Raw genomic sequence first — 14578 nt, forward strand, 5'->3', positions numbered from 1 at the left:
GCGCTACTCGCACGCGACGAGGTCCGTGCCCGAGGGCAGTGCCCGAGGGCAGTGCCCCAGCGTCGTCGCCGAGGATCAGTCGCCGAGCAGACGACGCACGACGGCGTCGGCGAGGAGGCGGCCGCGCAGGGTGAGCCGCATCGTCCCGGCGAGGGCGGCTCGTCCGTCGACGAGCCCGTCGGCGATCAGACCCGCCACGGCGGCGCGGCCGGTGGCGTCGAGCTCCGCGGTCGACAGTTCGTCCCGAACCCGGACGGCGAGCAGGATCCGCTCGGTTCGGCGGGTCTCGGAGTCGAGGGTCTCGCGCCCGGCCGCCGGTGACACGCCGGCCAGGATGCGGTCGGCGTAGGCCGCGGGGTGCTTGACGTTCCACCAGCGGACACCACCGACGTGGCTGTGCGCGCCGGGACCCACTCCCCACCAGTCGTGCCCCTGCCAGTAGGCGAGGTTGTGTCTGCTCGCGTGGGCGTCGCCCTTCGCCCAGTTGCTGACCTCGTACCAGTCGTACCCGGCATCGGCGAGGCGCCGATCGGCCAGCTCGTACATGTCGGCGGCGGTGTCGTCGTCCGGCTGGGCGACTTCGCCGCGACGGATCTGACGCGCCAGCTTGGTGCCGTCCTCGACGATCAGCGAGTACGCCGAGAGGTGGTCGGGCTCCTGCAGGAGGGCGGCGTCGAGCGACTGCTCCCAGTCGCCCAGGGTCTCGCCCGGCGTGCCGTAGATGAGATCGAGGCTGACGTCGAGACCGGCGTCGCGCGCCCACCGGACGACGAGCGGAATGCGCGCCGGGTCGTGGGTGCGCTCGAGGGTGGCCAGCACCCGCGGAACGGCCGACTGCATGCCGAAGCTGACCCGTGTGAATCCGGCCGCCTTGAGCTCGCGGAGGTACGCGGCGTCGACGGAGTCGGGATTGGCCTCGGTGGTGACCTCGGCTCCAGCGGCGAGGCTCCAGGTGTCGCGGACCGCGTGCAGCATGGCAGCGAGATCGGTCGACGGCAGCATGGTCGGGGTGCCGCCGCCGAAGAAGACGGTTGCAGCCGGACGGTCGGGAAGATCGGCGTCGTGCAGGATCCTGCCCGCCTTCTCGACCTCGAGGATCGCCTGACCGGCGTAGTCGCTGCGCTTCGCCCCGCGGAGCTCGTCGCCCGTGTACGTGTTGAAGTCGCAGTAGCCGCAGCGCACCCGGCAGAACGGGACGTGCAGGTAGACGCCGAACGCACGGCGATCCGCCCCGTCGCGAACCGTCGGGGGCAGGAGGCCGTCGGCCGGCGCCGGATCAGCGATCGGGAGAGTGCTCGGCACCGGCTAGTCGCCCACCAGCACGCGGAGGTAGCGCTGCGTGAACTTGTTCTGCTGGGCGCGCAGGAACGGGCTCACGAGCCGCCACTTCCAATTCGCAGGACGCGAGAAGGCGCGCACGGTGAGCCAGACGGAACCGTCGTCGGTCTGGTCGATCACCCACGACTCTTCGCCGCTCTCGGGGTGACCCTCGAGGGTTCCGTAGGCGAAGCCCTTGCGGGTCGGCTCGTCGATGACGTAGACGACGCGCACGGGGGCGTGCGTGGTTCGGCCGTAGGCCCTGATCTCGAGCGTGGCCGTGGTGCCGGCGGTGAGGAACGGCTCACCCTCCGGAGAGAAGTGCGATTCGCCGTCGGGCGCGGCGTAGTCGGCAGGATCGAGGGGTTGCCCTCGTCGTCGAAGGTGACGGGCGTGTAAGCGCCCTCGTCGACCGCAGGAATCTCGTCGACCGTGACCTTGATGCCGCTGCGCTCCTGCACCTTCCAGGTCATGATCGCCGCCCACGCGGCCTCGAAGCGCGCGTCTCCGTGGCCGACGCGCGTGCGGTACTCGACCGGGCGGAAGCCGGCGGGCGGATACTGCATCAGGTCGGGGGCCTGCGTCGCCCCGACCTGCCCGTAGGTCGTCTGGGTCTCGGTGTGTGTGGCTCGGCGCATTCGGAAAGTCTAAAGGCCGGGACGGACGCGCGCTGGCAGCCGGATCAGGTGCGGTTGCGGACGCTTCGCAGGATCCAGCCGATCACACCGATGATGAACAGGATGATCCCGACGATGATGAGGAACTTCAGCGCAGCGACGAAGATGCCGAAGCCGAAGATGACGATCGCGGCGATGATGAGAATGATGAAGAGGACAGGCATCAGCCCAGCCAACTCGCTCTGCGGCCGCTGTGCCCGCCTCGTGGCTTCGCGCTATTTCTTGTCTTTCTTCTCCACGTCGCCGGAGAGCGCAGCAATGAAAGCCTCCTGAGGGACGTCCACGCGACCGATGGTCTTCATGCGCTTCTTGCCCTCCTTCTGCTTCTCGAGCAGTTTGCGCTTGCGGGTGATGTCGCCGCCGTAGCACTTGGCGAGCACGTCTTTTCGCATCGCCCGGATCGACTCGCGCGCGATGATCCTGGCGCCGATCGCGGCTTGGATGGGTACCTCGAACTGCTGACGAGGGATGAGCTCCCGGAGGCGGCCCGTCATCAGCACGCCGTAGGCGTACGCCTTGTCGCGGTGCACGATCGTCGAGAACGCGTCGACCTGCTCGCCCTGGAGGAGGATGTCGACCTTGACGAGGTCGGCCTCCTGCTCGCCGCTCGGCTCGTAGTCGAGCGACGCGTAGCCCTGCGTCTTGCTCTTGAGCTGGTCGAAGAAGTCGAAGACGATCTCGCCCAGCGGCATGTTGTAGCGGAGCTCCACCCGGTCTTCACCGAGGTACTCCATGCCCAGGAGGGTGCCGCGGCGCCCCTGGCAGAGCTCCATGATGACGCCCACGTAGTCTTTCGGCGCCAGGATCGCGGCCTTGACGACCGGCTCGGCGACGCTGGTGATCTTGCCGTCGGGGAACTCGGACGGGTTGGTGACCGTGACGGTCTTCTTGTCTTCGGTGGTGACCTCGTAGACCACACTCGGCGCCGTCGTGATCAGGTCGAGATTGAACTCGCGCTCGAGCCGCTCGGTGATGATCTCGAGGTGCAGGAGGCCGAGGAATCCGCAGCGGAAGCCGAAGCCGAGCGCCACCGACGTCTCGGGCTCGTAGACCAGGGCCGCGTCGGAGAGCTTGAGCTTGTCGAGCGCCTCGCGCAGGACGGGGTAGTCGCTGCCGTCGATCGGATACAGCCCGGAGAACACCATCGGCAGCGGCTCGGTGTAGCCGGCCAGAGCCTCGGTCGCCGGCTTGGCCGCGGTCGTGACGGTGTCGCCGACCTTCGACTGCCGCACGTCTTTCACGCCCGTGATGAGGTAGCCGACCTCGCCGACGCTGAGCCCCTTCGAGACGGTGGGCTCCGGCGACGAGACACCGATCTCGAGGATGTCGTGGATGGCCCTGGTCGACATCATCTGGATCTTCTCGCGAGGCGAGAGGGTGCCGTCGATCATTCTGACGTAGGTGATGACACCGCGGTAGCTGTCGTACACGGAGTCGAAGATCATCGCGCGCGCCGGGGCGTCTTTGACTCCCGTGGGCGCGGGGATGCGCTGGACCACGACGTCGAGCAGCTCTTCGACACCCATGCCGGTCTTGCCGCTCACGCGGAGGACGTCTTCTGGCTTGCCGCCGATGAGCTGCGCGAGCTCGGCCGCGTACTTGTCGGGGTCTGCCGCGGGAAGGTCGATCTTGTTGAGAACGGGGATGATCTCGAGGTCGTTCTCGAGCGCCAGGTAGAGGTTGGCGAGCGTCTGGGCCTCGATGCCCTGGGCCGCGTCGACGAGCAGGATCGCGCCCTCGCACGCGGCGAGGGACCTGGACACCTCGTAGCTGAAGTCGACGTGCCCGGGGGTGTCGATCATGTTGAGAGCGTAGGTGGTGCCGTCGACGGCCCACGGCATGCGCACGGCCTGGCTCTTGATCGTGATGCCGCGCTCGCGCTCGATGTCCATGCGATCGAGGTACTGGGCACGCATCGCGCGATCTTCGACGATGCCCGTGATGCCGAGCATTCGGTCGGCGAGCGTCGACTTGCCGTGGTCGATGTGGGCGATGATGCAGAAGTTGCGGATGACCTCGGGCGCGGTCGACGCCGGTTCGAGGGCGGTTGCTGCTTGGGGACTCACGCGTTCCTTCTGGCTGGTGGGGGACGGCGCCCGGCGGTGCCGCCCGGGACGTAGAGTCGATTCTCCCATGCCGGCGAGCGGCGTCGAGCCTGCGCGCCGAGCCCGACGGCAACTCGGTCAGGCGGCAGGTGACGGAGACGGGATCTTGCCGAGGCCCGTCACGAGGTCGTCCGCCGTCGAGGCGAGGCTGATGCGGATCCAGCCCTCTCCGCTGCGCCCGAAGGCGCTCCCCGGCGCCACGGCCACGCGCTCGGTCAAGAGGAAGGTCTCGGCCCAGGTGGCGACGTCGCCGCGAGACGCGTGCGAGACGTCGATCCAGAGGTAGAAGGCCCCGTGGGGCGTCAAATAGCGGAGGCCGCGCTCGTCGAGGATGCCCGTGGCGAGCTCGAGGTTCTCGCGATAGTGCTCGCGGGCATCGGCGACGGGCTGGTTGTCACCGGTGACCGCCGCCAGCGCTGCGAGCTGGTCGGGCTCGGCCACGCAGCTGATCTGAGCCTCCTGCACGGTGCGCATCGTCTCGGCGAGTCCCTTCGGGGTCACCAGATAACCCACGCGGACGCCGGTCATCGCGTACGTCTTGCTGAGCGAGAAGACGCTGAACACGCGGTCGTCGTCGTCGAGCGCGGCCAGGCTGACGTGGGTGGCACCGTAGGTGAAGTACTCGTAGACCTCGTCGCTGATGACCCAGAGATCGTGCCGCTTGGCGAAGGAGAGGAGCTCTCGCAGAACGGCCTCGTCGAAGACGATCCCGAGCGGGTTCGACGGCGAGTTGACGATGATGGCCCGGGTCTCGGCCGTCACGAGACGTTCCAGCTCGTCGAAGTCGGGCTGGAAGCCCTGCGCCGGCAGAAGTGAATACGGAACCGGACGCGCGTCGAACATGTGGGCGTTCATCGTGAACGTCGTGTAGCCGGGATCCGGAACCAGGATCTCGTCGCCGGCCGCCAGGAGGAGGCCCATCGCCTGGTGAAGTCCCTGGGTCGCACCCACGGTCACCCAGACCTGCTCGACGTCGACGACGACACCGTTCTCGCGCGCCAGTTTCGCCACGAGGGCTTCGCGCAGGGGCGTGATCCCGCCGTTGGGCGTGTAGCCGGTGCGGTCTTCGGCCCACGCGCGCCGCGCCGCATCGATGATGTGGTGGGCGACGGGGACGTCCGGCTCGCCCACGACGAGCATCGTCACGTCATCGAGTGTGAGAGCGATCTCGAAGACGCGCCGGATGCCGGAACCGGGCACCGAGGACATGTGCGGGGCGAGCGAGGGCATGCCTCGAGATTACCGGGCAGGATCATCGCGACTCGCGCGGACGCGTCCGTTGAGACCGCGGCCCCACCCTGGTAGTGTTGTGTGTTGGCTTCCGCTGCCGCTTCCCCGCTGCGCAGCGAATCGCAGCCGAGTTCGCTTCGGCGATCGGGTCCGCCCTCTACGGATCAGGTCGGCTGCGTACAAATCATCCGGATCGACGGGTATCCGCCAGGTCCACGTCCAGACAGAGAAGGTTCACCACAGTGGCAAACATCAAGTCGCAGATCAAGCGCATCGGCACCAACAAGAAGGCTCAGGAGCGCAACAAGGCGGTCAAGAGCGGCCTCAAGACCGCGATCCGCTCGACCCACGCCGCAATCGCCACGGGCGACAAGGCCGCCGCGACCGCCGCCCTCACCGTTGCTTCGAAGAAGCTCGACAAGGCCGTCAGCAAGGGCGTCATCCACCAGAACCAGGCCGCCAACCGCAAGTCGGCGATCGCCAAGCAGGTCAGCGCTCTCTGAGCATCTCTCTTCGCTCTCGTCGAAGGCCCCGCACCCCTCCGGGTGGCGGGGCCTTCGTCGTTCGCGGGCGCGACGCGCGGACCGGACTCCGCGTCGGCGCGGCTCCGCCGGAGTGCGGCGAGAGGGCCGAAAAGCCCGCCTCAGCACTCGCAGCCGTACATTTCGGCCCACTCGGCGCACGCGACCGGCGGCGGCCACGCCGGCGCGCGGCGGGTCAGCGCAGAGCGCCTCGGCGGCTGATGACGGTGACCATTCGCTCGAGCGCGTAGACCGGGTCGCGCTCGGCGCCTTTGACGGCCGCGTCGGTCGTGGCAAGGAGGTCGATCGCGTTGCCGAGCCCCTCGTCGCTCCACCCGCTGAGGTCGCGGCGCGCGCGATCGACCTGCCAGGGTGCGAGCCCGAACTGCGACGCCAGTTGACCCGAGCCGCCGCGACCGCCGCTGACCTTGGCCATGGTGCGAAGTTTCATGGCGAACGCCGCCACGATGGGCACCGGGTCGGCACCGGAGGCGAGGGCGTGACGGAGCAGGATCAGCGCCTCGCCCTGCCGACCGGCGATGGCGGAGTCGGCCACCTTGAACGCGTTGGTCTCGACGCGCCCCGAGTAGTACTTCTCGACTGTGGCCTCAGTGATCTCGGCACTGGCATCGGACAGCAGCTGCTGGCAGGCCGAGGCGAGTTCGGCCAGGTCGTCTTGGAACGCCTGGACCAGCGCGCGGAGCGCGCCCGCGGTGACTCGCCGGCCCTCGGCCGAGAATTCGGCGGCTGCGAAGTCGAGCTTCTCCGTGTCTTTCTTGAGCTCTGCGCAGACCACCTCGATCCCGGCGCCCAGGCCGCCCCGGAGCGCATCGAGGAGTTTCTTGCCCCGAACGCCGCCGCCGTGCCGCAGCACGAGGTAGGTGTCGTCGGCCGGCGCCTGGAGGTAGTCGAGCGTCTCGGTGAGGAAGGCGTCGGTGCACTTCTCGACGCTGGAAACCCGGATGAGCCGCGGCTCGGCGAACAGGGACGGGCTCGCCAGCGTGATGAGCTCGCCCGGCCCGTAGTGATCTGCCTCGAGGTCGTTGACTTCGAGACTCGGATCTTCGGCAGCCAACTGGTCTCGGAGCTGGCGGACGGCGCGGTCGGCGAGGAACTGCTCAGGCCCGGAAACCAGGATGACGGGAGCCGGCCGGATTCGATCCCAGGCGACCTGGTCGATCGAGACGGCGCTCTTGGTCGCCTTGCCCGTCGCACGCGCAGCCACGTTCCTCCTCCGGACGCGCGCTGGATATCGCGACCGGAGTCAAGCCTAGGTGAGGCCGCCGACAGTCGCGCCCCCTGCCGCCAGACCGTCACCCGGCCGTCGGAGCCCTGGGCCACCGCCACGCTTCCGTCGGTGTCCGTTCGCTCGATCTCGGCACCCGTCCGCCTCAGCAGGGCCAGGGTCTGCGGAGTCGGATGCCCGTAGCCGTTGTCGGCGCCGACGCCGATCAGCGCGACCTCGGGTGACAGGGCTTCGTAGAGGGTCGCGCTCTGGTCACGCGATCCGTGGTGCGACACCTTCACGACGTCGACCCGGTCCGGCCTCGCGCGGCCCTGGAGCCGAAGCTGCTCGTGCTCGCCCAGGTCGCCGAGGAGGATCGCGGAGAGACACGATCTCTCGCAGTCCTGGCCGGGTCTCACCGCCAGCACGACGCTTGCGCCGTTGCCCGCGACCGTCCGGTCGGGTGGCCACAGGACCTCGGCCGTGAGTTCTCCGAGCCTGAACGTGGTGCCGGGCACGGCCGTGATGACGCGGGATCCGGCGTTCTCCAGCGAGGCGAGCAGCCGACCGGCGGCCTCGTCGTCGACCGGACCGGCGAGGACGGCCGCGGCGCGGCCGGCGAGCGTGTCGGCCGCACCCACGTGGTCGCGGTCGAAGTGGGTCAGGACGAGCAGGTCGAGTCGATCGACGCCGAAGAGGCTCAGGCAGTCGCGCAGGAGGACGTCGTCTTCTCCGGTGTCGACGAGTGCGGTGACGCCCCGAGACCGGATCAGGAGGGCATCGCCCTGGCCGACGTCGCACTGCGCGAACTGCCAGTCGCGCGGAAGGGCCAGCCGGCGCCCGACCTCTCGCCCGGTCGCGAGCGTGCCGAGGGGCACCGCCACGGCCAGCAGGATCGCGACGGCGAGCCTCCTGCCGCGTCGGTGAGGCGTCGTGAGGACGACCGCCGCCGTGAGCACCACGATGCCGGCGGCTGCGACGATCGCTGCCGTGCCGGAGCCCCACGCCAGCCTGCCTCCCGGTGCGTCCGCGAAGAATCGCGCAACGGCTGCGATCCAGGCTGCCGGAGCCCAGGCGCCGACCGCGATGACGAAAGCGCCGGGCTCCCACAGCGGGGCCAGGAGGCAGGCCGCGAGGCCCAGGACCGTGGCGACCGGTGCCGCCGGCCCGGCGAGGAGGTTCGCGACCACGCTGAACACGGGGATGGCTGGATCGAGCGTGAGCAGGAGCGGCTGACAAGCCAGTTGCGCCGCCAGGGGCACGGCGAGCGTGACGGCGAGCGGCTCCGGGACCGCCCGAGTGAGCAGGGTCGTGATCGGCCGGGTCAGGACGACGAGGCCGGCCGTGGCCAGCACGGAGAGGGAGAACGCGTAGCTGCGGGCGAGCCAGGGATCGGCTACGAGGAGAATGACGACCGCGGTCGAGAGCAGCGGGAGCCCGCCGGTCGGGCGGCCGACGCCGTGCAGCAGGAGCGCGATCAGAGCCATGATCGCGGCGCGCAGGACACTCGGTTCGGGGGTCACGATCACCACGAACAGGACGAGTGTGCCGGCGGCGAGGACGAGCCGGAGCCACCTGCGCAGACCCACAGCTCCTCCGGCGAGGAGGACCAGGCCGACGACCACGGCGCAGTTCGCCCCGGACACGGCCGTGAGGTGACTCAGCCCGGTCGCCTTCATCGACGAATCGAGGCCGGAGTCGACGCGGCCCGTGTCGCCGATGCTGAGCCCGGGCAGGAGGGCTCCCCGTCGCCCGGGAGCCTCTGCGTGAGTGTCGCGAATCCCTCGCGGACCGCGCCTGCCCAGCTCTGCAGCCCCGGCTGCGCCCTGGAGACCTCGACCTCGCCCGTCGGGTGCAGGAGGAAGCTGACCTGGTCGCCCGGAGAGGAGTCGGCGAGGCGACCCGAGAGCGCGGCCGTGTCGCCGGCGCGAGGTACCTCGGAGCCGAACGTCGCGCGGACGACGAAGACCGGAAACCTCACGCGCACAGGCTCACGCCGGGTCAGGACCGCTGCGGTCATCCGAAGATGTCCTGTCGCGGGGTCGACCGCCGTCACGACTCCCCGTAGGTGGACCTCGGCCCCCTGGCGCACGGCCTCCACGGCCGCTGCCGGTCGTCTCTCAGCGTCGCGCAGGGCAGCGCTGGTCGTTGCCGCAGCGACGGCGATCAGCACGAGCGCCACCGCGGGCAGGATCGTGCCTCGGCGCCGACGCTGCCTCGAGGAGCGCGCGACCACGAGCCCGCCGGCCACCGCGCCGAGACCCGCTGCTGCCGACGCGGCGGCGATCTGCGGCAACGCCTCCGGAGCGGGGAGCGCGACGACGAGGGCGACCCACGCGGCCGCGGCCGGCACGGCCAGTCGGACGTCGATCACGAGTCGTCAGCCGACCGTGACGGAGTCGCGCATCGCAGCCAGCTTCTTCTCGCCGATGCCGGTGACGTCGAGGAGGTCTTCGACGCTCTCGAAGCGACCGTGTTCGTCCCGCCACGCGAGAATCGCCGCCGCCGTCGCCGGCCCCACACCCGACAGCGTCTCGAGGGTGGCCTGGTCGGCCGAATTGAGGTCGACGCCGCCGGACCCCGCGGCGGCACCGGCACCCGTCGGTCCGGGAGCCGCCGGTGGCGACGGCGGGTTCTCCCCACCCTCGGCACGACGATCTGCTCGCCGTCTGTCACCGGCCGGGCCAGGTTGAGCGCCGATTCATCGGCTTCTGCGGCGAACCCGCCCGCGGCCGTGACGACATCGACCGCACGCGAACCCGCCTCGACCTCGTAGAGGCCGGGGTGCGCGACACGGCCGAGGAGATGGACGAAGACGCTGCGACCAGCAGGAGTGGAGGTGTCGACGGAACCGGTCGCGAAGTCGACGACGCCGGAGGAGCCGCCCGAATCGGTCGTCGACATCGACTCGCGGGCAGACGCGACCGCCGACAGGACGACCCCGACACCGATCAGCACCAGGACGACGATGACCACCGCGCCGAGACCCACCCGCCAGCGAGGGGCCGAACCCGGCTCGCGGAAGTCGGGGGGACGAGATTCGGCGGGGGCTGAGGCGCGAACGGCGGGAGACATGCGTCGACCCTAGGAACGACGACACGGACCCGCCGACGACGAAGGCCGCCCTGTGGAGACGGGGCGGCCTTCGAGCGGATGTGGAGAAGAGCTACTTCACGGCGATGTTCACCAGGCGCGGGGCCCGGACGATCACGGTGACGATCTCTTTCTCTCCCACGGCGCGCTGGACGGCTGCGGAGGCCCTGGCCAGCGCTTCGAGCTCGTCGGAGGACACCTTCGGCGAGACCTCGATGCGGTCGCGCACCTTTCCGTTCACCTGGATCACGGCCGTGATGCTGGTCTCGACGAGAAGGGTCGGATCGGCCTTGCGCCAGCCGAAGGTGGCGACGTCGGAGGTGTAGCCGAGTCGTTCCCACATCTCGGAGGCCGTGTAGGGCGAGAACAGCGACAGCGCGAGCGTCACGGTCTCGGTCGCTTCGCGAACGGCCGGATCGGCAGGGCCGGCTCCGGAGTCGATCACCTTGCGAATGGTGTTGACCAGCTCCATGAGCCGAGCCACGACGACGTTGAACTTGAACGCCTCCGTCAGCCCGGGCGCCTCCGAGAGGAACCGGTGCGTCGCCCGACGAAGAGCCTGGTCGCCGTCCGCCCACACGGCGTCGGGCGCCGAGGTGACGTCGGTGGCGAGGCGGAACGCGCGCGCCAGGAACTTCGCTGCACCCGCGGGCGAGACGTCCTCCCAGTTGATGTCGTCCTCCGGCGGGCCGGCGAACGCCATGGTGAGGCGGATCGCGTCGACGCCGTGCTCGGCGAGCTCGTCTCCGAGGTTGACGCCGCCCTTGCTCTTCGACATCTTCGAGCCGCCGGAGAGCACCATGCCCTGGTTGAGGAGCGCGCTGAACGGCTCGGTGAAGTTCACGTAGCCGAGATCGAACAGCACCTTCGTGATGAAGCGCGCGTAGAGCAGGTGCAGGATGGCGTGCTCGACGCCGCCGACGTACTGATCGACGGGGGCCCACTTGTCGGCCTCCTTCGGATCGAACGCCTGGCTGTCGTCTCGCGGGTTGAGGTACCGGAGGTAGTACCAGGAGCTGTCGACGAAGGTGTCCATCGTGTCGGGGTCGCGGCGCGCGGGTGATCCGTCGCGGGGTCCTCGACGGTGACCCAGTCGGTGGCCGCGCCGAGGGGCGACTGCCCCTTCGGCTTGAGATCGAGCCCATCGGTCGACGGCAGCTCGACGGGGAGCTGATCGAAGGGAACGGGAATCTCGACGCCGTCGGCACCGTGGATGATCGGGATCGGCGTGCCCCAGAACCGCTGCCGGGAGATGAGCCAGTCACGCAGCCGGTAGGTCTTCGCGGCCTTGCCGTCGCCCGACTTCTCGAGCGCTTCGACGATCCGCTTGATGCCGTTCGACTTGCTCAGGCCGGTGAACGGGCCGGAGTTGAGCAGCCGCCCCTCCCCGGTCAGGGCGACGCCCGTCTCGAGGGGATCGACCGGATCGAGATCGTCGGGCAGGATCGCCACGCCGTTCTCGTCGAGTTCGAGCGCGGGGATCACGCCGGTGACGGGTGCGTTCACATCGACGACCACGCGAACGGGCAGGGAGAACTTGCGCGCGAAGTCGAGGTCGCGCTGGTCATGCGCCGGCACGGCCATGACGGCGCCGTGACCGTAGTCGGCAAGCACGTAGTCGGCCGCCCAGATGGGGAGGCGGTCGCCCGTCATCGGATTGACGGCGTAGCGGCCCAGGAACACGCCGGTCTTCGGGCGGTCGGTCGTCATCCGCTCGATCTCGGTCGACTTCTGCACCTCGGTCAGGTAGTCCTGGAACCGGGCGCGGATCACGTCGTCGTCCTGACCGGAGACGAGCTCTGCCGCCAGATCCGACTCGGGGGCGACCACGAGGAAGGTGGCGCCGAACAGCGTGTCGGGCCGTGTCGTGAAGACCGTGATCTTCTCGGAGCGGCCCTCCACGGGGAAGTTCACGTCGGCACCGGTCGAGCGACCGATCCAGTTGCGCTGCATGGCCAGCACCTTCGCCGGCCACGCCCCTTCGAGCTGGTTCAGGTCGTCGAGCAGGCGATCGGCGTAGTCGGTGATCTTGAAGTACCACTGCGTCAGCTTCTTCTTGACGACGACCGCACCCGAGCGGTCGGAGGTTCCGTCGGGGAGCACCTGCTCGTTCGCGAGGACGGTCTGGTCGACGGGATCCCAGTTGACCCAGCTGTCTTTGCGGTAGGCCAGGCCCTTCTCGTACATCTTGAGGAACAGCCACTGGTTCCATTTGTAGTACTCGGGGTCGGACGTGTGGATCTCACGTGTCCAGTCGACGGAGACGCCGTACGCCTTCATCGACTCGCGCTGCTGGTCGATGTTCGCATAGGTCCACTCGCGAGGGTCGGTGCCCCGCTTGATCGCCGCGTTCTCGGCGGGCAGGCCGAAGCTGTCCCAGCCGACCGGGTGCAGCACCTGGAAACCCTGCTGGCGCCAGTAGCGCGCGACGATGTCGCCGAATGCGAACGCCTCGGCGTGACCCATGTGCAGGTCGCCCGACGGGTACGAGAACATGTCCATGATGTACTTGCGCGGGCGTTTGTCGGCGGGGTCGTCGACGGTGAAGGGCTGGCGCTCCTCCCACAGGGCCAGCCACTTCGCCTGGATCGCCTCGAAGTCGTAGTCTCGCGGGCTCGACTCGGCCGTCAGGTTCTGCTCGTGCTCGTATGCCACGGATGATCTCAATTCAGGTCTGGAAGAGGAGCCAGAGGCGCACGCGTCGCTGGGACGGTGCTGGCGGCCCAAGGAACTAGATTAGCGACTCATCCCTCCGAGGATCGCACGGGCGGTCCAGCGAGCCCGAGCGCGGCGATCCCGCGCCGGAATCCGTGACCGGAAGCGGCGTCTCGAGGTCGGGAACGCGGGTATCGGCGCCGACGACGGCGAGGAGCGCGGCGGCCTTCGTGCGGGTCTCCGCGAGCTCCTCGAGGGGCACGGACGACGCGGTGATCCCGCCGCCGACGCCGATCGTGGCGGTCCCGGTCGAGACGTCGAGCACGATCGACCGGATCACGACCGAGAGGTCGACGCTGCCGTCGAGACCGAATCGGCCGACCGCCCCGGAATAGACGCCCCGCGGGGCCGTTTCCCAGGCGGAGAGCAGGCGGACGACACTGTGCTTCGGCGCACCCGTCATCGAACCGGGCGGGAAGGTCGCCCGGACCGCATCGACCCCCGTGAGACCGGGGCGCAGGCGACCGCTGAGGGTCGAGACGAGCTGGTGGACGTGCTCGTAGCTGTGGACCTCGAAGAGCGCGGTGACCTCGACGCCGCCCGGAACGCAGACCCGGCTCAGGTCGTTCCGCATCAGATCGACGATCATCAGGTTCTCGGCGCGCTCCTTGGGGTTGGTTCGGAGCTCCCCGACGCGGCCTGCGTCGACGCGCGGATCGGCGTCGCGCGGCCGGGTCCCCTTGATCGGCGCGCTGGTGACGACCCCCGAGGGGTCGACGGTGAGGAACGTCTCGGGCGAGGAGCCGAGGAGCGACACCCCGCCGAGCCGGAGGAAGCAGGCGCGAGGCGCGGGCGACGACCGGCGAAGCCGACCGTAGAGGACGAGGTCGTCCTCGTCGACGCCTCGGACGCTCACCGACGTGGTGAGGCACATCACGAACGCGTCGCCCTCGTGGATCGCCGCCTGGCAGTTCGCGATCAGGTCGAGATAGCGCTCGTCGCTGTCGGCCCACTCGGCGACGCGAGGCCGCGACGTCCCGGGCGCGGGAGGCATCCCCTCGGAATCGCTCGACCACCACGCGAGAAGCTCCGCCACCCACTCGGTGTGGTCGCCGTCGACGACGAGTTCGACGAGGCCGGCGTCGTGGTCGAAGACCAGCGCCCTGTCGACCGCGAGGAGGGCGAGATCGGGGTGCGCAGGATCACCGAGGGCTTGTGCCCAGGCGCTCTCCCCCGGCGCGAGGAGGTCGGCGCCGGCGCCGTAGCCGACCCAGCCCCACCAGCCGAGCGGCTCGTGATCCTGAGCCCTTTGAGCGGCGTCGTCGGAGACGCGTCGCCAGGCGGCCTCGAGGCTGCCGGGCTCTTTCGCGGAGGCGAGCAGGATCTCGTCGCCCCAGCCGAGGTAGGAGACACGCGGATGGCCGTCGCGCGGGGACGCGAGCCGTGCGTCGCCCTCGACGCCGGCGTCGAACCACACGACGTCGCCTCGATCTCCTAGCCGGGCGAGCACCGTCTCGGCGGGAATCCAGCGACCGAGCGTGACTCGCGTGACGTTCCGCATACCCTTGATGATATGGACGCCATCCGTGAATATCGCTGGGCGGAGGGCGCTCTCGTCGCTGCGTCGCACGAGTCGAGAGCCCCCGTGTCGGTCAGCGACTCCTGGCTCCTCGACGACGGGGCGGCTCTCGCCCTCGACGTCCACCGTTCCCGGTTCATCGCCTCCCTGAAGCTCGTCGCACCGGAGCGTGTCGA

General features: G+C 69.5%; 11 protein-coding genes and 2 pseudogenes. 1 reads left to right on the forward strand and 12 read right to left on the reverse strand.

What is annotated here, in order from left to right; translation table 11 throughout:
* Nucleotides 1-75: 75 nt before the first annotated feature.
* From hemW to QUE79_RS15220, 6 genes are all read right to left on the reverse strand, one after another.
* Nucleotides 76-1302: a radical SAM family heme chaperone HemW gene (gene hemW, locus QUE79_RS15195; protein ID WP_286343815.1), complete on the reverse strand. Its 1227-nt coding sequence runs from the start codon at nucleotides 1300-1302 to the stop codon at nucleotides 76-78.
* A gap of 3 nt (nucleotides 1303-1305) precedes the next feature.
* On the reverse strand, nucleotides 1306-1551 hold the full coding sequence (locus QUE79_RS25645; RefSeq protein WP_350271555.1) for a DUF1990 domain-containing protein: 246 nt from the start codon (nucleotides 1549-1551) through the stop codon (nucleotides 1306-1308).
* On the reverse strand, nucleotides 1455-1955 hold the full coding sequence (locus QUE79_RS25650) for a DUF1990 family protein (RefSeq protein WP_350271556.1): 501 nt from the start codon (nucleotides 1953-1955) through the stop codon (nucleotides 1455-1457). The genes QUE79_RS25645 and QUE79_RS25650 overlap by 97 nt, the downstream gene beginning before the upstream one ends.
* A 44-nt stretch (nucleotides 1956-1999) precedes the next feature.
* Complete coding sequence (locus QUE79_RS15210; protein ID WP_286343817.1) at nucleotides 2000-2158, reverse strand: hypothetical protein; 159 nt, start codon at nucleotides 2156-2158, stop codon at nucleotides 2000-2002.
* A gap of 51 nt (nucleotides 2159-2209) precedes the next feature.
* Complete coding sequence (gene lepA, locus QUE79_RS15215) at nucleotides 2210-4060, reverse strand: translation elongation factor 4 (RefSeq protein ID WP_286343818.1); 1851 nt, start codon at nucleotides 4058-4060, stop codon at nucleotides 2210-2212.
* A gap of 117 nt (nucleotides 4061-4177) precedes the next feature.
* Nucleotides 4178-5329 carry a pyridoxal phosphate-dependent aminotransferase gene (locus QUE79_RS15220; RefSeq protein WP_286343819.1) on the reverse strand — a complete coding sequence of 384 codons (1152 nt, stop codon included), beginning with the start codon at nucleotides 5327-5329 and terminating at the stop codon, nucleotides 4178-4180.
* Between the two features lie 242 nt (nucleotides 5330-5571).
* Between QUE79_RS15220 and rpsT the strand changes: the two genes are divergently transcribed.
* Nucleotides 5572-5832: a 30S ribosomal protein S20 gene (gene rpsT, locus QUE79_RS15225; protein WP_286343820.1), complete on the forward strand. Its 261-nt coding sequence runs from the start codon at nucleotides 5572-5574 to the stop codon at nucleotides 5830-5832.
* 214 nt (nucleotides 5833-6046) lie between these two features.
* Here rpsT and holA read toward each other — a convergent pair whose 3' ends face one another.
* From holA to QUE79_RS15260, 6 genes and pseudogenes are all read right to left on the reverse strand, one after another.
* Nucleotides 6047-7075, reverse strand: a complete 1029-nt coding sequence (gene holA / locus QUE79_RS15230) for a DNA polymerase III subunit delta (protein ID WP_286343821.1) — start codon at nucleotides 7073-7075, stop codon at nucleotides 6047-6049.
* 542 nt (nucleotides 7076-7617) lie between these two features.
* Nucleotides 7618-8754 (reverse strand): annotated as a pseudogene (locus QUE79_RS15235) (ComEC/Rec2 family competence protein); the annotation flags it as partial.
* Nucleotides 8751-9449 carry a hypothetical protein gene (locus QUE79_RS15240; RefSeq protein WP_286343822.1) on the reverse strand — a complete coding sequence of 233 codons (699 nt, stop codon included), beginning with the start codon at nucleotides 9447-9449 and terminating at the stop codon, nucleotides 8751-8753. The gene QUE79_RS15240 and the pseudogene QUE79_RS15235, both read right to left, overlap by 4 nt.
* A complete protein-coding gene (locus QUE79_RS26205) occupies nucleotides 9446-10150 on the reverse strand; it encodes an SLBB domain-containing protein (protein WP_434011009.1) in 705 nt (234 codons plus the stop codon). The genes QUE79_RS15240 and QUE79_RS26205 overlap by 4 nt, the downstream gene beginning before the upstream one ends.
* A gap of 91 nt (nucleotides 10151-10241) precedes the next feature.
* Nucleotides 10242-12823, reverse strand: a pseudogene (gene leuS / locus QUE79_RS15255) (leucine--tRNA ligase).
* Nucleotides 12824-12899: 76 nt separating this feature from the next.
* Entirely contained in the window at nucleotides 12900-14384 is a 1485-nt protein-coding gene (locus QUE79_RS15260; RefSeq protein ID WP_286343823.1) for an anthranilate synthase component I family protein, read from the reverse strand.
* Nucleotides 14385-14578: the final 194 nt, after the last annotated feature.

The organism is Frondihabitans sucicola, assembly GCF_030296615.1.
In the GTDB taxonomy this organism is placed as follows: Bacteria; Actinomycetota; Actinomycetes; order Actinomycetales; family Microbacteriaceae; genus Frondihabitans; species Frondihabitans sucicola.

What these genes read in the sequence shown, in the direction of transcription:
- QUE79_RS25650 (WP_350271556.1), bottom strand. Translation starts at nt 1,955, where the DNA reads ATGCGCCGAGCCACACACACCGAGACCCAGACGACCTACGGGCAGGTC.
- QUE79_RS15210 (WP_286343817.1), bottom strand. Translation starts at nt 2,158, where the DNA reads ATGCCTGTCCTCTTCATCATTCTCATCATCGCCGCGATCGTCATCTTC.
- QUE79_RS15220 (WP_286343819.1), bottom strand. Translation starts at nt 5,329, where the DNA reads ATGCCCTCGCTCGCCCCGCACATGTCCTCGGTGCCCGGTTCCGGCATC.
- QUE79_RS26205 (WP_434011009.1), bottom strand. Translation starts at nt 10,150, where the DNA reads ATGTCTCCCGCCGTTCGCGCCTCAGCCCCCGCCGAATCTCGTCCCCCC.
- QUE79_RS15260 (WP_286343823.1), bottom strand. Translation starts at nt 14,384, where the DNA reads ATGCGGAACGTCACGCGAGTCACGCTCGGTCGCTGGATTCCCGCCGAG.